A 17900-nucleotide genomic window follows, 5' to 3' on the forward strand; every position below is an offset into this window, starting at 1 on the left:
ACCAGTCCAATCTGTGAAACATCACAGACCAACCTGCATCACCCCGTCTATCAAGGGATTTAAACTTTTAAAAAGCCACCCATGGTCTCGGACAGGAAACGGGAGACCGACGAATCGCCAATCTCCCGCAAGCCGCGTTCCTTAACCTTTGATCCACAGGCGCGCAAGCCCTAATTTCACAAAAGTCAAGGGTCGGGTTCTTTTTTCTTATTCGCCCTGCCTCAGCGGACGCTTTTCCCCGTCGATCACAACCCCCCAGACCTCAATCTCTGGCCAAGCCTCCCCCGGTTGTGTGAGCGGGTTCGTGTCTAGAATGGTGAAATCTGCGATTTTGCCAAGCTCGATACTGCCAATTTCATCTTCGAGCCCCAGCGCATAGGCCGCATCAATCGTAACCGACTCCAAGGCTTCCTCGGCTGAGAGCTTCTCAGATGGGGTGAGTTCGGCGCCCTCGCGGGTTGAGCGCAGCATGTGAACGCTGGCCGCCCGCAACGGTAAAGGCGGCGCGAGCGGGGCGTCGGAATGCAAGGTCACCGGCACGCCCGCCGCGCTGAGGCTTGCGAGCGGCAAGATCCAATCACCGCGATCCGGCCCCAGCGGCGACTGATAGGCCTGTCCGAGATAGAAGACATAATGGCTCGCCGCTGAAATCGCCGCGCCGAGTTCTGCCGCGCGTGTGACTTGTTCGGGCGAAAACAGTCCGGCATGTTCAAACACGAATTTTCGATCAGAATCTGACGGCCTTAACTCCGCCAATGCATCCAAGGTCGCGGTTTGGGCGGCATCCCCGTTCGAGTGAATGCGCACCGCGAGCCCAGCATCCCAATAAGGCTGAATGGTGGGCGCGATCTCGTCCGGCTGCAGCACCCAAAGGCCCTGACTGCCTTGCGATTGCCCGCTGAGATATCCCGGCTCGGAAATTCGCATGGTCTGCGAGTAAAACGCCGCATCAGTGAAGAATTTCACTTGCGGCAAAACTGGCGCCGGCGTCGCCACCTCGCCAGACACCATACCCAAGATTTGCGTCACGCGCTCGTCGCCGAACGCCGCCTGGAAGGCGCGATGCTCTGGCACCAGATAGAGCCGATAGCCCGCATGATCGATCGAGCGCCAATTTCCCGCTATGTTCGCATTCTCGAGCGGCAGGGTGAAAATCCCATAGCCAAGATCGGCCACGGTGGTGACGCCGCCTGCGCGCAACAAAGCAGAGAACCCTTCTAAGCCCTCCGACAAACGGTTTGGCGCTAATAGAATGGGACCAATGGCATGCATCAAAGACGGGATCGCATCCTCATAAATGCGGCCCGTCAGATTGCCATCTGCATCCAAGTCCACGCCCTCAAATTGTTCATGCAAAGACGCGTCTATCCCGGCCCAATCCAGACCAGCCGAGTTGAGGTAAAAATCGTGGCTCGAATAGTGCCAGATGATCAGCGGCCGATCTGTTGTCACAGCATCGAGATCGGTGCGCGTCAGATCGCCATGCACCAGATTGTGGAAGCCATAGATGATCAGCGGTTCACCCGCCGGGGCGGCCGCCTCGATTTCTGCCAAGCGCTCGAAGAAGGCCGCCCGGTTTGGAAGCCCGCGCACCATGCCATCCGGTGTCGCCATCGGCCATGGCGGGGTTAGCGGCGTTGCATATTGAAGCGAAGAGAGCCCCATATGCACATGCGGGTCGATCAGCCCTGGCACAATTGTTTGGGTTTCGAATGTAAGATCGGTTTCAGCCCCAGGCAGATCTGCTTGCAGATCTGCAAGGCTTCCCACCCCAATAATCAGGCCGTCTTGAACCGCAACTGCTTCAACCACGCCCGCGTCCGACAGAGTAACGACATTGGCGGCGGCATAGATGGTGGCATTCGCCCCTTCTTCCGCTGTTGGCTGGGCATTTTCATTAGACGCTGCGCAGCCGAATAGGCTCGCGACCAGTAAGGCGCCCATACTTCTTTTGATCATTAAACTTCCTCCCGACGCCAGCTTGCCGAACTGATCTAAAAAAGCAATCCAAGGATTGACTGGACATTTCGGCGCGATCCCGGTCTTTTGCGGTCATTCAGACATTGGGAGAGCTGATTCAAATGACACTCAAACTGAGCGCCACCTTAAGCGCGCTACTCATCGCGGCCGCTTGCCAACCCGCAAGCGAGCCCGCGGAACCCCAGGATCAATCCAGCGCAAGCTCCGCGGCAACGCCGCTCGCTGCCGACAAGGAAAACATCCGGGCCCACATCACCTATTTGGCAAGCGACGCGCTGGAAGGCCGCGAGGCTGGCACCGCAGGATATGATGCTGCAGCGGCTTATGCGGCAGCAGAAATGGAAAAGCTGGGCATCGCCCCCGCCGGTGACAATGGCACCTATTTCCAAACCGTCCCCTTGCGCCGTAGCTATCGCGACCCTGAAGCGCTTTCGTTTTCGGTGACCAATAGCGAAACCGGCGAGCCATTAGAGGTCGAAGAGAATGTTGATTATGTGATGTTCGGTTCAACCCGCTCGGCTGAAGCAACCGTCGAAGCGGAGGCCGTTTTTGTCGGCTTTGGTATTGTTGCGCCAGATCTCGGACGCAATGACTATGAAGGGCTTGATGTCGATGGAAAGATCATCGTCACACTCGGCGGCACCCCGAAAGGCATCCAAACCGAAGAGCGGGCCTATTATGGCTCGCAAAAGGGCAAGGAAGCTTCTGATCGCGGCGCCATTGGCAGCGTGACCCTCGCAACGCCCACCCGCGAACAAGTCTATTCGTTCGCGCGTCTGGTCGGCGAAGGCCGGCTAGAAGCAGCGAATATGAGCTGGCTACAACCCGACGGCACGACCTACACAACTGCGCCGAACATTCAGGCCGGCGCATCGGTCTCTATGGAAGGTGGCCGCAAGCTGCTGGAAGGCGCAGGCCAAGACTTTGACGCGATTATGGAAGCGGCTGAAGCAGAAGGCGGCGCGGTTGAAGGCTTTGCCCTGCCCTATCGCATCGCCATGACCCAAACTTCGACCCTCGATACCGTCGAGTCCGACAACGTCATCGGCATGATCGAAGGCAGCGATCCGGAGCTTAAAAACGAAGTCATCGTTCTGACCGCCCACTTGGATCATATCGGCATCTCGAAATCCTTCGAAGATGATAAGATCAATAATGGCGCCTTGGACAATGCCGCGGGGGTCGCGACATTGCTCGAAGCAGCGCGTTTGATCCTTGCTGGCGAACGCCCGAAGCGATCGATCATGTTGCTGCTGGTGACCGCAGAAGAGAAAGGCCTGCTCGGCGCGCAATATTTCGCGCAGAACCCGACCGTCGATGCCAGCCGAATTGTCGGCAATGTCAATCTCGATATGCCGGTCCTGACCTATGACTTCGAAGACGTGGTCGCGTTCGGTTCCGATCGGTCGACGATCGCCGATGCTGTCGGTCAAGCAGCTGAAGAGATGGGAATGGTGCTCAGTCCAGACCCGATGCCGGATCAAGGGATCTTTACCCGCTCGGATCATTATCGTCTGGTCCAAATCGGTGTGCCCGCGGTCTTTCTCGCGACAGGATATGCAAATGGTGGAGAGGCCGCTTGGGCCGAGCATTTTGCCAAGAATTACCATCGCCCATCCGATGAGATGAACGAGAATGTCAGTCTTGATGCGGCGGCGAAATTTGCGGATCTTAACACCAAAATCGCGCTGATCCTGGCCAATCAAGAAGAGCGCCCGCTTTGGAACAAAGATGATTTCTTCGCGCGCCAGTTTAACGGTCCGCAATTAAGCGAATAGCCCACGCATAAACTGCCGACATGAAAAAAGCCCGCTGATTTCAATCAGCGGGCTTTATCATTTGTCTCTTGCTTCAAGCCTTAGCTTGCAATCGCGTCCGATGTGTCAACGACAACACCTGGGCCCATGGTTGAGCTCAAAGCGATCTTTTTGACATAAGTGCCTTTGGCCCCAGAAGGCTTGGCTTTCATCAGGGCGTCAATAAAGGCGCGAACGTTCTTTTCGATCGCATCTTCTGTGAATGACGCTTTGCCGATGCCAGCGTGAATGATGCCGAGTTTCTCGACACGGAACTCAACTGAACCGCCTTTGGCATCTTTCACAGCTTGTCCGACATTCGGGGTCACGGTGCCAACTTTTGGGTTTGGCATCAGGCCGCGCGGCCCGAGGATTTTACCCAGGCGACCAACAACAGACATCATGTCTGGTGAGGCAATAACGCGGTCAAAGTCAGACTTACCGTTTTGGATTTCTTCCATCAGGTCTTCAGCACCGACAATCTCAGCGCCAGCTTCACGCGCTTCGTCTGCTTTCGCATCACGTGCGAACACAGCCACGCGGACGTCTTTACCGGTGCCAGATGGCAGCGAGACCACACCGCGGACCATTTGGTCAGCGTATTTTGGATCAACGCCGAGATTGACAGCAATCTCTACGGTTTCATCAAACTTCGATGTGGCATTTGACTTTACGAGCTTCACAGCATCTGCAACGCTGTAAAGTGTATCGACATCAACGGTCTCAGCCGCTGCGCGGTAACGTTTTCCAGCCATGCTCTTACTCCACCACTTCGAGACCCATTGAGCGCGCAGAGCCCTCAATGATCTTGGTTGCTTGATCGAGATCGTTGGCGTTCAGGTCAGCCATTTTCGCTTCAGCAATCTCGCGGCACTGGGCGCGGGTCACTTTGCCGGCGACAGAACGGCCAGGCTCTTGGCTGCCTTTTTTCAGTTTCGCAGCTTTGCGCAGCAAAACAGATGCGGGCGCCGTTTTCACGATGAAGGTGAACGACTTGTCTTGATAATAGTCGATGACGACCGGCAGCGGCAGGCCTTTTTCCATCTTCTCTGTTTTGGCGTTGAACGCCTTACAGAATTCCATAATATTGATGCCGCGCTGACCGAGCGCCGGACCAACTGGTGGCGATGGGTTTGCTGCGCCGGCAGGAATCTGGAGCTTAAGCTGCCCCAGCAGTTTCTTAGCCATGATAGCCTCTCTGGCAAAAGCGGTGTCTGGTGGTCTTTCGATCCAGACGCCAGGGTTTAGAGGGTTCGTGGTTCGGGCTGGCTGCCCCTCCCACAAACGGTTTTGGTTCACTCTAAGAGTGAGCGCTGGCCTAAAGCAGGTTCTATCCAAGCGGTCAAGCACGCAGCGTAAGCAGGATTGTTCAATTTTGCAGTCGCAAATACAGATATCGGTTGCAAATCACAGACAGAATGTGATCCCAATATAGGTATGGGGATAACAATATTAGCGTATGGAGTTAGGCGCTTATGTCATCACGGAACTTTACGAAGATTGCTTCTGCTATCGCGCTGCTCGCCGGTGCCCCGCTTCTAGCGGCTTGTGGCGGAGGAGGCGGCTCGAGCCCAACGCCCCCAACCCAAGTTTCGCCGCCGCCACCTCCGCCGCCACCGCCGTCTCAATCGCCGACCTGGACGCAAGACGTGTTTGAACCTGCGAGCATGTTCAAAGACCAATGCGCAAGCCCTCGGTCCGGAACGAACATACTCGGTGAAGCCTTCCCAGATGAGGCCGGCAGTCTCGCAGAAGAATTGTTCTGGCTCCGCTCTTGGACTGAAGAAACCTATCTGTGGAACGAGCAAGTCACCGATCAAAACCCGGACGGCTTTAGCAATCGTCGAAGCTATTTCGGGGTTCTGAAGACGAATGCGATCACGCCTTCTGGGGAAGACTTGGATGACTTCCACTTTAGTGAACCCACTGCGGACAGGCTGGAACGAATAACCTCCGCCGCTCAAGCTGGGTATGGCTACAATTTGGTCGTCGCCTCAAACACGCCGCCGCGCGATTATCGAATTAGCTATACAGAACCAAACTCCCCGGCGTCCGAAGTCGTGAATGGTCAAACGCAATTTGTGCGCGGCAGCCGCATTTTGACCGTAGATGGCGTCGATCTCGTAAATGGCGGCTCAACCCAAGCAGAAATCGATACGCTCAATGCTGGGCTTTTCCCGAACTCAACCGGAGAATTGCACACGTTTGAGGTGCAAGACCCTGGCGCCGCCTCGTCTCGGACGGTTAACATCAGATCCGCAGATATCGTTGAAGTTCCTGTTAACCGGACCGGAACCGTCGATACCGCGACTGGCAAAGTTGGGTACATTCTCTTCAACACATTCAGTCCCAATTCTGCTGAAGAATCGATTGCCAATGCAATCACACAATTGAGCAATGAAGGGGTGACGGACCTCGTCCTGGATCTGCGCTATAATGGCGGCGGACGACTCTTCATTGCAAGCCAGCTGAGCTACATGATTGCCGGCCCAGCGAGAACCAATGGAAAAACGTTTGAGCTTCTTCAATTCAATGCAGACGCCGGCAATGTCGACCCAGTCACCGGCGCCGTAAACGCCCCCATCCCATTCATCAACACGGGCCAAGGCCTCACATTGGCGAGCGGCACACCGCTCGATAATCTGAATTTGGGTCGGGTCTTCATCCTCTCTACGGGCGGGACTTGCAGCGCGAGTGAAGCGGTGATCAACGGGCTTCGCGGCATTGATGTCGAAATCGTTCTGATCGGCGATGTCACCTGCGGAAAACCTTATGGTTTCTATCCGACCGATAATTGCGGCGAGACCTACTACACCATCCAATTCCGAGGTTTGAACGATAAAGGCTTCGGCGATTATTCCGATGGCTTCGTGCCTAACAATTCGACCTTTGGCTTTGGCGAACGCGTCTCTGGTTGTGTCGTTGCAGACGATTTCACTCAGGAGCTTGGCGATCCGGCGGAAGCACTATTTGCGGCAGCGCTAAACTATCGCGAGAACGGTACGTGCCCAGCGATCAGCCCGAAGCCGAGCGTCGAAGTCGTGCACTCAAAGCCGAACATGACCGAAGTTGCGACCACCGCGTTGAGTGCGCAAGACGACTTCATCAAAAACAATCGTGATATGAGAATGCCATGATCAAACGCGCTTGCCTTCTCAGTCTCTCAATCCTGTCTTTGGGCGCGTGTCAGCATGCTCAAACCGCGGTTCCCGCGGCGCTGACAGATGCGCAACCCGAAACAATGGCGGCGCTAAAGTCTGGTCTCGCGGCCGCCATGGGGCGGGCCTCGATTGAGCTTGGGGCCGATAGAGGACAAGAAAGCTCGACTGTATCTGTGCTCCCGCAAAAACTCTCTGAGTATGAGACACGAAGCCCAGAAAAGCCGATCATTTTCAATCTGTTCGTCAAAGACGGTATCTGCTTCGCGGTGCAAGATGGATCGGAATCCGAAATCCCTCTTCCGGACGTTTCTTGTCAGCCGCTTTGACGCGACACCAAACACCAAAACAAAAGCCCGCTCTCAACGAGCGGGCTTTTTCTCAGATTACTCTGGACCCACGCTTTAGATAAACGCGTAGCCGTTGGCGTTGATGTAATTGATCAACTCATTGCGGCGGCGGCCTGGATCGGGGTGGGTGGACATGAATTCTGGCGGGCGATTACCAGCGCTTTTCTTATCCATCAGCTCCCACAAACGCGGCGCTTGGGTCACGTCATAGCCAGCTTTGTGCATGTAATCGACGCCGAGTTTGTCAGCCTGCAGCTCGTGGTTGCGGCTATAAGGCAGCAGCACCCCAAACTGGATCGCGGCCCCGCCAAGCGCGGCGAGCGTGTTGCCATATTGGCGGAGCTCTTCAGATTGAGCGATGGCGACCTGACCGGCGACCATGGCAACTTGCGCTGTCACTTGCGCGGAGGCGCGTGCAGCAGAATGGCGACCATCAATATGCCCAGCTTCGTGGCCAAGAATAGACGCGAGCTGGTCATCATTTTCAGTCAGCTCGGTGATCCCGCGATACACGCCAACCTGCTGGCCCGGCATCACGAAGGCATTGATGTCATCGGTATCGAAAACAGCAACTTCCCATTCGGCCGGCACATAGGCGACGTCTTGATTATATTTGTCTTTCAGCGCGCTTGTGCGCCCTTTTGCGGTTCGGTCCCATGTGGTCAGAACCCGGCTGCGCAGACGGCTATCACCGGTTTGCGGCGTTTGTTTTTTCATTTCCGACCAAGCAGTGGTCGACATCGCCGCCAAGGACGCATTGTCAAAGCCAGGCAAGATGAGCTGCGACTCGCCGGTCACCGGATTGGTCGAGCAGCCGGTGACGATGGGGACAATCGTGCCGCAAGCCAGTCCGCGGATCATCGCGCGGCGTGACATCCGCATGCGCGGCGCCTTGTCTAGAAAGTCGCGCGGCGCATCAATGCGGTCGCCGGTTTCGATCATTTCATCGGTAATTAATAGATCGCTCATGGTCCTGTCTCCCAATACAAAACCAGTTTAGCGCCGAACGGATCAGAGCGCAAAAACTGTGGTTAATCAAATGCTCGCACATAAAATCGCATGCGTCACGTGAATGCTGTATGAAGCTGCCGATTGGCGCGGTTAAGCCGCCACCAGCAGCTCTTTCGCCTGGCCGACCCAGTTTTCGCGACTCACGCGGCCTTTGAATGAAAGATGGTTTTCAATCCAAGTCTCATGCTCCGGCAACCAGCCCGCAACCTGCTCATAGGTCCAGATACCGAGCCCGTTTAGCACTTCAGCAATCCGCGGCCCCACGCCGGTAATCGCGGTGAGATCATCCCCACCATTTGACGGTTTCTCGACTTGTTCAGGCTGGGTGCCTTCGAGTTCCGCCAAAACAGCATCTGACGGATGCACATCTTCTGCAGCTTCAGCTGCTGGCGCCTCCTCTTCGGGCGCCGTGTCAGGAACAGGCGCGAGTGCAACCGGCTCTGTTTCTGGCTCTGGCTCGACAGGCTCAGCTTCGCTCACGTCTTCAGCCGCCTGTTCAGCAACCTCTTCGACCGCCTCTTCCGCCTGTTCAAAATAGGCGAGCCGCCCTTCTAGATAGCGATTGCGCCAGCGCAGGCGTGCCATCTCTTCATCGGCAGCGGCATTTGCTGCTGGATCATTATCAGCTTCTGGATTTTCCGGCGCCGGATCGGGTTCAGATTCTGGCTCCGCAGCTGCGACCACCGCCGCTGGATGAGCACTTTCGTTTAACGCAATCGTCTTCGCCTCCAGAGCATCAACTCGTTGGCGCAAATAGGCCGTCTGCCAAGTGAGTTTCTCAAGCGCAGGATCGTCGTCCTGCTGATCTTCGCTCGCTGCCGGAACGATCGCCGCAGCGGCTGAAACATCGGCTTCGAGGGCGACCACTCGCTCTTCGAGCCAAGTGTTGCGATCGCGGAGATTTGCTAATTCTTTTTCATTATCATCTGACAAGGCCGCACCGGCCAAAGCGCCAACCGCGGCCCCAGCGGCAGATTTGACCAGTCCATTGTCTTGATCCGCATTTGATTTCAGCGCTTCCAGTTCTGAGCGCGCTGCGGCGAGCTCATCCCCAAGCGAGGTGATCCGAGTTTCGCGCTCGTCGAGTTCCTGGCGCAATGTATCGTCGCCGCCGACCGCTTGGGCCGCTTCCTCTTTGCGCTTGCGCTGAGCGGCGTAAAGCGCGTCGACTTCGGCTTTTGCTTGGGTCAGTTCGGTCTTGGCGATCTCACGCTCAATTCCGGCGCGCCGCACCTGATTGCTCGCCAGCAGTCCGCGAAACGAGAACCCAAACAACAAGCCTAGAAATGTCGCGACGGCGAGCACCATCCACATGTTTGCAATTAACCACTGCATCTACTCGCTCCGTTCCTGAACTTTAAATTCAATTCTGCGATTGGCGGCGCGACCGTCTGCTGTCGCATTGTCCGCTTTTGGTTGATCGGGTCCATAGCCTCGCACAAGCAAACGCGCCAGATCGAACCCTGTATCGCCCATGTAATTCGCGACCGCTTGGGCGCGGGCTTCACTTAAGACCGTATTCGCCTCAGGCGCCCCGCTATTGTCGGTATGTCCGCCGACTTCGAAGACCAATGTCTCAGCACAGGTCCCAGACACCGCCATGATTTTATCAAGCGTTTCACCACTCGCCCGAGAGATCGCGGCGCTGCCGGTTTCAAACACAACTTGGTTCGCATCCATGATCAGGTCGAACGAGGTTTGGCAGGCCTGAAGCGGGTCATCGCCAAGATCCACGCCGGAAATTTCATCCAGCTCGACGGTCACCGTTTCGGCCTCAATCTCGACCGCATAGGCGCCGGTTAGCTCGCTCATATCTTCGCGGAGGAATTGCAGCGTTGAACTCGTCGCCTCGCCTTCAAAGCTGAATCCATCACCTTCTGGGTGGAATTGCATTTCGCCGCTTTCGAACTTGGAGAAATGCGGCAAGCCGAGGCGCACGCCTTGGATCCAGGGTTCTAATTCCGTGCTCTCAATCGTCATTTGATCGATCACTGGGCCGTCAAAATAGGTCTCGGCAATCTCCGCGATTTCAGCGCGCTCTTCAGCGGTTTCGCAGCTGCCTGAGAGGACGAGCGTGCCGTCGACATGTTCAGCTTGCCAATGGCTAGGCCCCTCAATGTCAGACACGCCAATCCACGGGGCTGACAAGTTGACGATGGAGGCTGTGGCCTGCATGCGCGCGGCATCTTGCATCGCGATCCCGCTCAGCTTGAGCTCATAGTCGGTCAGACGCGCTTCGCCGCTGTCTAATAATGCAAGCTGATCGAGGCCATATTTCGCGGTGCCCAGCCAATCGCCTTCGGGCACCCCTGACGCCAATTGCGCCCGGTCATCTAACGTATCGCTGCTCAGCGTCGCGGCATGTTCTGCCAAAGCGGTCTTGCTGGCATCATTCGGCACCGAGCCGACAAACACGATCGCGCCACTTGTGCTTTTAATCGCGCGCCAAACGAAGGGCGATGCGAATGGTAAATCTCGGATTTCTTCGAACTCTGTGGACACGGACAGAACCCCGCCCCAGATCATTCCGCCTTGTCCCGCGGAAGTTAAAACCGCGAGCCTTGCGGCCTCGGCTGCGTCAACCGATGGCGGTGCGCCGGTGATCAACGCCCGCTGTCCTGTCATCTCAACACTCGCCCAGCTTTGACCGGAATCGACCAAGGCTTGGCTCGCAAGCCGCTGTAACTCACCCTGCATCTGTGCGGCATTCAGGTGGTACTCGGACTCGCCATGAACTGTGACAATCCCCAATACCGCCAAGGCTGCACCACTCAGACCGGCAGTCATTGTGTCATAGGCACCCATGTCGCAATCTCCTATTCTAAAGACTGCATTAACCTTCAAGTCCTGCCTTATCCCTTGGAATCAGGCAAGTGCGTGTTACAGGGCGTTCATGAAACCGAGCTTCGATCATATCACGTCCGCGAGCAATCCGAGCATTAAACTCTTGAGAAGCCTGGAGCGCAAAAAAGGCCGCAATGAGACCGGCCTCTTTTTGGCCGAAGGGGCACGCCTTATCGAGCAAGCGCTTGCGCAAGGCTGGCAAGTGGACACTCTGATTGTTTCCAATTCAGGGGCTGAGCGCGACTATGTCCAAGCGCTCGCGAAACGGGCGCAAGACAAAGGCGCCCGCCTGATTCAAGTGCCCGACCGGCTAGCCGGATCCATCGCACGAAAGGACAATCCGCAAGCCGTGATCGCCGCAATCAAACAGCGCGATTTGCAGCTCGAAGATCTTCCAAGCGACGATCCCGGACTTTGGATCGGGCTATATGAATGCCGCGATCCGGGCAATCTGGGCACAATTCTGCGCACCGCAGACTGCGCGGGTGCGGCTGGTGTGATTCTGATTGAGAATTGCTGCGACCCCTACAGCGTCGAAGCGGTCCGCGCGTCGATGGGTTCACTTTTTGACGTCTCCCTCGCTCGGGCCGATTTTGCCGCGTTCAACACTTGGAGACAATCAGCAGGCCTGAATATGGTTGCCGCAAGCGTCAACGGCGATACCAGCCATGTCGGGGTCGATTTTGTTCAACCCAGCCTCATCCTGATGGGCAATGAACAAGCAGGTCTGCCGCCACAGATAGAAAGCGCGTGTGATACACTGTGTTTGATTCCGATGCGCGGCGGCGCTGATAGCCTTAATCTCGCGCAAGCCACAGCGATCATGCTGTATGAAGGCTGGCGCCAAAGAGGGTTTTCCGAATGAAGACCGAAGCGACACTCTTCCTCGCCGATCAGTGGAACCCAGACCAATATGCCCTGCTCGATAGCGGCGATGGGCATAAGCTGGAACGGTTCGGCACTCAGACCGTCATCCGCCCAGATCCGCAAGCCTTTTGGTCACCCGCTAAGCCCGTCGAATCATGGACCGCCGATGCGCGTTTTGATGCCAAGGCTGGCGATGATGATCGCGGCAATTGGCAACTCATCAATCGCGCTGCGCCCGACGCCTGGCCGATGGAATGGCGCGGGCTAAAGATCAATGCGCGGCGCACCCCGTTCCGCCATCTCGGCCTGTTCCAAGAACACAGCGTGCATTGGGGCTTTGCGCAAGATCAGATCCGGGCATCGGGGCGCAAAATCCGCTTGCTCAATCTGTTCGGCTATACCGGGATGATGAGCCTCGCTGCGGCTCAAGCCGGGGCCGAAGTGACGCATCTTGATGCCAGCCCGAAATCGAACGGCTATGGCAAAGAGCATGCGGAGATGAGCGGTCTCGCTGACGCGCCCATCCGCTGGATTGCTGATGATGCGATCAAGTTCACCGCCCGCGAAATCCGCCGCGGCAACACCTATGACGCGATTGTTCTGGATCCGCCAAAATTTGGCCGCGGGACCAAAAACGAGACTTGGCGCTTTGAAGATGACTTGCCGGCTCTGCTGGAAAATGTCCGCGCCCTGCTCTCAGATCAGCCGCTCTTTGTGATTCTCACCGCCTATGCGGTTCGGCTCTCGCATATTGCATTGGCGCAAGCGCTTGCTGGGCATTTGCAGGATCTTGGCGGCGTCATGGAAATGGGCGAAATGGCGATCCCGCACGTCCAGGATGATCGGCTGCTGCCAACCGCGATTTGTGCGCGGTGGCGCGCGTCCTAAGTACGTTCGCTGAGCACCAAAACCGTGCAGCTTAAAATCATGAAGGCAATTGCGCCCATCCACAGGGTTTGAGTATCCAATGCGAATTCGGCCGTCGGCAGCGTATCCAGAGACAGACTAAGCTCCGCTTCAAACTCCGTCGGCGTCCGCGCTTTAAATGCGTCCCAGACCCCGCCAATCTGGGACAAAGCCGCCCCAAGCCCAATCCCACCCGCACCAAACAGGAGTGGCGCGCGCCAGCGTGAGCGGCGACGGATCGGCTTCATAACGCTCTGAACAAAGACTTCATTCTGAAGCGCCTCATCCTGAGCTTCAAACCGTGCGGTCAGATCATCATATCGTTCTTCGGTCTGCATTCTTCTACTCCATCACGCGACGTGCTCGGCGGCAAGCTGTTTGCGAAGCGCCGCCACCCCGCGATTAACATGCGACTTCACTGTGCCAAGCGGAAACCCCGTGGCAGACGCCGCTTCCGCATGGCTCATCCCGGTCGCCACACATAAGACCACGCAAATGCGCTGATTTTCTGGCAGCGTCTTCAGTGCCCGATCTAAATCCATCTGTTCCGGCAAACGCGCCGCCGATGAATCAAACGCCAGAATATGGGCGTTCTCATCAAACTCGATTTCAATTTTCTTGCGCCGCCGGGCCTGCAAAAACTCTCGGTAGGCGATCGTGCAAATCCAGGATTTAAACGATCCGCCGCGATAGCTGCCAATTTTTCGCCAAGCCATCAGAAACGCTGCTTGGGCCACATCATCTGCGTCCGCGGCATGCGTGGTGAGACGCCGGCAAACGCCTCGGACCGCGCCTTGATAGCGCCGGACGAGGGCTTCGAAAGCCGCCTCTTGTCCGGAGGCGGCTTCGCGCGCGAGATCGATATCGGTTTTCACCTCTGCCCCAAGCCTCTGCGCGCTTAATCGTGGCTAAACCGCCAGAGCCCCAGATAAGCGACCCCAAGGATGATCGGGAAGGAGGAAATCGCTGCGATACCGCGCATCGCATCTGGTTCATCATGCGGCATGATCGTACCCACAACGATGAACGCAACCCCAAAGGCGATCAACAACACGCCTCGGCGCAGATCTGATTTGACCGGATCATTCATCGCTGACATCCGCTCGACCAATTCTGGCGAGACTTGCTGCCCTTTTTCCACCGCGAGCCTCAAGGTCTCATGCGCGGTGCTGCGTTTCTTGAAATTATAGTGGCTGTACAACCAAACGATCGCGATAATCGCGAAGAATAAAAAAATCGGGACTAAAATCTCGTCCATGGTCTTGCTTCCTTATCGTTGCGCCCTTCTTTGCGGGCTCACCAACTAAGATGCAATCAAACGCGTAATTGGATGCAAGAAATTATAATTTTGCTGCAGCGGCTTTGTTTCGCACCTCAGCCCAAGCCGCGCCCATGGGGTCTGACCAGCCCTCTCCAGCAATCGATTGGAACACATCCGCCATCACCGCGAAGAAGCCCTCAAACACTTCATCATCAATGCCATAGCCTTCATGGTTCATGCGCTCAGCAGAAACAAAACTGATCGCCACCGGATCATCGCTCAACAATCCCTCGGCCATGATCAGCGCCTCATTCAACATATGCCCGCGCGCGCCATGGTCGATATCGAGCACAAACAACTCCTCGAATTGCGGGAACCGCTCAAACAAAGCCGCATAGACTGGCGGCACAACATCCTCACAGCGCTCTGCAACGGTTTCGAGACTGGCGGTAAAGGCGTCGAGATGGGTCATGTCTTTTCGTATGAACGAAACCGTGGCAGGCCATCAAGACCACTCACCGTCGCAGGGCCAAACATGGACACCCAAAACACGCTTCGACGCTATACCTCGCTGGCGGTTCTGATCGATATGATCCAGCGCCGCGCCATCAGTTTCATGAACCCAGCCTTCTGGGATGACCGTAATGATGCCTTCTCTCTGGAACGGTTTCGACAATTGGAGGACTGCGGCTCCGTCCTGGCGCTGTGCCTGACCGGCGCGGATGAGACCTATCATCACTGGAAAGTCTTTTCCCCTGGCATGGAGGGTGTCTGTGTCTGGTTTGATCGTGACGGCCTGATTGAGCAATTCGAAGATGATAACCAAGACTTGCTGCACGGCGATGTCACTTATCACACCATCTCTGAGCTCAAATCCATGCACCCTAGCGCCGACCGCATTCCGTTTCTGAAACGCGTTCAGTTCGCGGATGAGCGCGAGTATCGTTTCCTGATGACCGAAGATGATCCGCATATTGATCGCTGTGAGCAAAGGCTCGATCTGTCTCTGGTCACGCGGATCACCCTCAGCCCCTGGATGCCAGTCTCAATCGCTGACAGCGTCAAAGCCAGCCTTGCCGCCCTGCCCGGTCATTCAATCAATGTCTATCGCTCGACACTGGTCGAGAACCGAGACTGGAAATCTGTATTTCGCGGGATGGGGTAAGATTGGGTTCGAGCCTAATCAGCCTCACTCTTCAAAGCCGCGGACCAACTGAAGAAAATTCATGTTCGAAGCCGCGCGCCTGTGCTCAGCCAGAGCCTGATAATCGGGATCTGTGTGCCAGGCTTTGGCTGAGGCTTCATCTGCAAATCTGAGAATGACCATTCGCCCACCGAGTGAGTTTTCACCCTCAAGCGACTCACTGTTTTCATCGACGGACACAAGTTCACCGCCATGCTTCTTCAGCAAAGGCATAAACCCACGCTCATAGATGCCATAGGTTTCGCGGTCCGAGATCTCGAAAATATTCGCAACCAGATAAACGGGTGTGTCCGACAACAGTCATCCTCCCTAAAGCGGAATATTATCGTGCTTCTTCCACGGATTGCTCAGTTCTTTCCCGCGCAAGGTGCGTAGCGCCTTGGCAACCCGGCGGCGGGTGGAGTGCGGCATAATAATATCATCGATATAGCCCTTTTTCGCCGCCACATAGGGGTTCGCGAAATTGTCTTCATAGCTTTTCGTATGTTCAGCAATTTTGGCATCGTCGCCAATGTCTTTGCGGAAGATGATCTCAACCGCACCCTTGGCGCCCATCACCGCGATCTCCGCGGTCGGCCAAGCATAGTTCACGTCGCCGCGCAGGTGTTTGGAACTCATCACATCATAGGCGCCGCCATAGGCCTTACGCGTGATGACGGTGACTTTCGGCACCGTGGCTTCAGCATAGGCGAACAGCAATTTCGCGCCGTGTTTGATCAGGCCGCCATATTCTTGCTTGGTCCCCGGCATGAAGCCCGGCACGTCCACAAAAGTGACGATCGGAATGTTGAAACAGTCGCAGAAGCGAACAAAACGCGCGCCTTTGCGGGACGCGTCAATATCGAGCACGCCCGCCAGCGTCATTGGCTGGTTCGCGACGAATCCGACTGTCGAGCCTTCGATCCGGCCAAAACCGCAAATGATATTGGCGCCGAAGGCCGGGCTAATTTCAAAGAAATCGCCTTCGTCGACGGTCTTCTCGATCAGCTCTTTCATATCATAAGGCTGGTTTGGATTGTCGGGGATTAGGCTGTCGAGGCTGTCATCCTGGCGTTCGATCGTGTCATAAGTCGGCCGCATGGGCGGCTCTTCACGGTTCGAGCCAGGCAGGAAATCAATCAAGCGACGCATTTGCGTCAGCGCTTCGATATCGTTTTCGAACGCACCATCAACGACCCCAGATTTAGCTGCATGCACAGAGGCTCCGCCAAGCGTTTCATGCGTGACTTCTTCATTGGTCACGGTTTTGACCACGTCTGGGCCGGTGACGTACATATAAGACGTATCTTTGACCATGAAGATGAAGTCGGTCAGCGCCGGGCTGTAAACATCGCCGCCTGCACAAGGCCCCATGATGACCGAGATTTGCGGTACCACGCCTGAGGCAAGCACGTTCTCCATGAAGATATCTGCATAGCCTGCGAGGCTGTCGACGCCTTCTTGGATCCGCGCGCCCCCCGCATCGAAAATGCCAATCACAGGGGCGCCAACTTTGACAGCGGCCTTTTGAACTTTGACGATCTTTTCTGACTGCGCGAGCGACAGCGATCCGCCGAACACGGTAAAATCTTTCGAGAAAACATAGACCAGACGGCCATTAATCGTGCCATGGCCGGTGACCACGCCATCGCCTGGAATGCGCTGTTTTTCCATGCCGAAATCATGGCTGCGATGTTCGACGAACATATCGGTTTCTTCGAAGCTGCCTTCATCGAGTAAGAGAGCGACGCGTTCGCGGGCGGTGAGTTTGCCCTTTTCGTGCTGGCGAGCAATCCGCGCTTCGCCGCCGCCCAGGCGGGCTCTTTCGCGACGTGCCTCTCGGGCTTCGATGACATCCTGCATTTGCTCCGACCTCGCACATTCCATTGTCTTTGCTCGGGGTTTTAATGCGCGAGTGGCGAAGAGCAAGTCAGCCTGCAAGTAAAACGGGCCTCCCCAAGGGGAAGCCCGTCCGTGCTTTCATTCTGAAAGTGAGATCGCCTATTTATAATAGCCGTAATCATGGCGTTTGCCGTAGCCGCGACGGCGGGGCTCTGGAATGCCCCAAATATCGCGAACTTGATCGCCGCGTCGGACGATGCAGGTCACGGGGCGCTCAATATCCCGGCGCCGCGTTTCAAACTCGACCTCATTGAACGTGACGCGGTAGCCGCGCGGTCCAATTTGTTCGGCATAACGACCCTTTTCAAAGTCGACATCATGGAATCCGCGATAATGCGCTTCATCTCTGATCGCCCGGCGACACGCACGAATGGCTCGACGTTTGGCCTGACGGTAGGCTTGGCGGTCATTGTACCGGTAGTCGCCTCGATACCCGTAATCCTTATGGCCATAATGCCGTCCGGTGGAGTAGCCGATGGAACTGTAACCGTTCTGGCCAACACCCAAATGGACACTGCCATTGCCTGTATGGAAGGTTATCCCTCCTGTCACTTTCGTGTCTGCTTTGCCGTGGTGTGCCAAAGCAGGAGCAGCGAAGAGCAGAGGCGCCGCAAGGGCTAGCGCGGCTGCTCGAGGTTTCAT

19 protein-coding genes are annotated in these 17900 nt (G+C 56.2%); 6 read left to right on the forward strand and 13 right to left on the reverse strand.

Going from position 1 to position 17900, the window contains the following annotated elements:
- Positions 1-207: 207 nt before the first annotated feature.
- Positions 208-1959: an amidohydrolase gene (locus MY069_RS03845; protein ID WP_482795753.1), complete on the reverse strand. Its 1752-nt coding sequence runs from the start codon at positions 1957-1959 to the stop codon at positions 208-210.
- Between the two features lie 122 nt (positions 1960-2081).
- Here MY069_RS03845 and MY069_RS03850 point away from each other — a divergent pair, with 122 nt between their 5' ends.
- The gene (locus tag MY069_RS03850; protein ID WP_482795754.1) at positions 2082-3758 is read left to right on the forward strand and encodes a M28 family metallopeptidase; all 1677 of its coding nucleotides are present in this window, start codon (positions 2082-2084) and stop codon (positions 3756-3758) included.
- 80 nt (positions 3759-3838) lie between these two features.
- Here the strand turns inward: MY069_RS03850 and rplA are convergent, their stop codons facing one another.
- Together rplA and rplK are read right to left on the reverse strand one after the other, a co-directional pair.
- On the reverse strand, positions 3839-4531 hold the full coding sequence (rplA, locus tag MY069_RS03855) for a 50S ribosomal protein L1 (RefSeq protein WP_482795755.1): 693 nt from the start codon (positions 4529-4531) through the stop codon (positions 3839-3841).
- Positions 4532-4535: 4 nt separating this feature from the next.
- Complete coding sequence (rplK, locus tag MY069_RS03860; RefSeq protein WP_482795756.1) at positions 4536-4964, reverse strand: 50S ribosomal protein L11; 429 nt, start codon at positions 4962-4964, stop codon at positions 4536-4538.
- Between the two features lie 287 nt (positions 4965-5251).
- Here rplK and MY069_RS03865 point away from each other — a divergent pair, with 287 nt between their 5' ends.
- Positions 5252-6913, forward strand: coding sequence for a S41 family peptidase (locus tag MY069_RS03865; RefSeq protein ID WP_482795757.1), 1662 nt, complete (start codon positions 5252-5254; stop codon positions 6911-6913).
- Positions 6910-7263: a hypothetical protein gene (locus MY069_RS03870; RefSeq protein ID WP_482795758.1), complete on the forward strand. Its 354-nt coding sequence runs from the start codon at positions 6910-6912 to the stop codon at positions 7261-7263. Before MY069_RS03865 ends, MY069_RS03870 begins: the two co-directional genes overlap by 4 nt.
- A 75-nt stretch (positions 7264-7338) precedes the next feature.
- Here the strand turns inward: MY069_RS03870 and MY069_RS03875 are convergent, their stop codons facing one another.
- The 3 genes from MY069_RS03875 to MY069_RS03885 form a co-directional block, all read right to left on the reverse strand.
- Positions 7339-8253: a M48 family metallopeptidase gene (locus MY069_RS03875; protein ID WP_482795759.1), complete on the reverse strand. Its 915-nt coding sequence runs from the start codon at positions 8251-8253 to the stop codon at positions 7339-7341.
- A 132-nt stretch (positions 8254-8385) separates the two neighbouring features.
- A complete protein-coding gene (locus MY069_RS03880; RefSeq protein ID WP_482795760.1) occupies positions 8386-9630 on the reverse strand; it encodes a hypothetical protein in 1245 nt (414 codons plus the stop codon).
- Entirely contained in the window at positions 9631-11100 is a 1470-nt protein-coding gene (locus MY069_RS03885) for an OmpA family protein (RefSeq protein ID WP_482795761.1), read from the reverse strand.
- Positions 11101-11188: 88 nt separating this feature from the next.
- On the opposite strand from MY069_RS03885, the gene MY069_RS03890 reads away from it, so the two are divergent.
- Positions 11189-12004 carry a TrmH family RNA methyltransferase gene (locus MY069_RS03890; protein ID WP_482795762.1) on the forward strand — a complete coding sequence of 272 codons (816 nt, stop codon included), beginning with the start codon at positions 11189-11191 and terminating at the stop codon, positions 12002-12004.
- The gene (locus MY069_RS03895) at positions 12001-12894 is read left to right on the forward strand and encodes a class I SAM-dependent methyltransferase (RefSeq protein ID WP_482795763.1); all 894 of its coding nucleotides are present in this window, start codon (positions 12001-12003) and stop codon (positions 12892-12894) included. The genes MY069_RS03890 and MY069_RS03895 overlap by 4 nt, the downstream gene beginning before the upstream one ends.
- Here the strand turns inward: MY069_RS03895 and MY069_RS03900 are convergent.
- From MY069_RS03900 to MY069_RS03915, 4 genes are all read right to left on the reverse strand, one after another.
- Positions 12891-13250 carry a hypothetical protein gene (locus MY069_RS03900; RefSeq protein WP_482795764.1) on the reverse strand — a complete coding sequence of 120 codons (360 nt, stop codon included), beginning with the start codon at positions 13248-13250 and terminating at the stop codon, positions 12891-12893. The genes MY069_RS03895 and MY069_RS03900 overlap by 4 nt on opposite strands.
- Before the next feature lie 12 nt (positions 13251-13262).
- Entirely contained in the window at positions 13263-13787 is a 525-nt protein-coding gene (locus tag MY069_RS03905; protein WP_482795765.1) for an RNA polymerase sigma factor, read from the reverse strand.
- A 23-nt stretch (positions 13788-13810) separates the two neighbouring features.
- On the reverse strand, positions 13811-14170 hold the full coding sequence (locus tag MY069_RS03910; protein ID WP_482795766.1) for a DUF6249 domain-containing protein: 360 nt from the start codon (positions 14168-14170) through the stop codon (positions 13811-13813).
- A gap of 82 nt (positions 14171-14252) precedes the next feature.
- Complete coding sequence (locus MY069_RS03915) at positions 14253-14645, reverse strand: globin domain-containing protein (protein ID WP_482795767.1); 393 nt, start codon at positions 14643-14645, stop codon at positions 14253-14255.
- A 63-nt stretch (positions 14646-14708) separates the two neighbouring features.
- Between MY069_RS03915 and MY069_RS03920 the strand changes: the two genes are divergently transcribed.
- The gene (locus tag MY069_RS03920) at positions 14709-15338 is read left to right on the forward strand and encodes a DUF2971 domain-containing protein (protein WP_482795768.1); all 630 of its coding nucleotides are present in this window, start codon (positions 14709-14711) and stop codon (positions 15336-15338) included.
- A gap of 24 nt (positions 15339-15362) precedes the next feature.
- Here MY069_RS03920 and MY069_RS03925 read toward each other — a convergent pair whose 3' ends face one another.
- The 3 genes from MY069_RS03925 to MY069_RS03935 form a co-directional block, all read right to left on the reverse strand.
- Positions 15363-15674, reverse strand: coding sequence for a DUF1330 domain-containing protein (locus MY069_RS03925; RefSeq protein ID WP_482795769.1), 312 nt, complete (start codon positions 15672-15674; stop codon positions 15363-15365).
- Positions 15675-15686: 12 nt separating this feature from the next.
- Entirely contained in the window at positions 15687-17219 is a 1533-nt protein-coding gene (locus tag MY069_RS03930) for an acyl-CoA carboxylase subunit beta (RefSeq protein ID WP_482795770.1), read from the reverse strand.
- Between the two features lie 138 nt (positions 17220-17357).
- Positions 17358-17900, reverse strand: coding sequence for a hypothetical protein (locus tag MY069_RS03935; protein WP_482795771.1), 543 nt, complete (start codon positions 17898-17900; stop codon positions 17358-17360).

The organism is Hyphomonas sp. ske169, assembly GCF_056850855.1.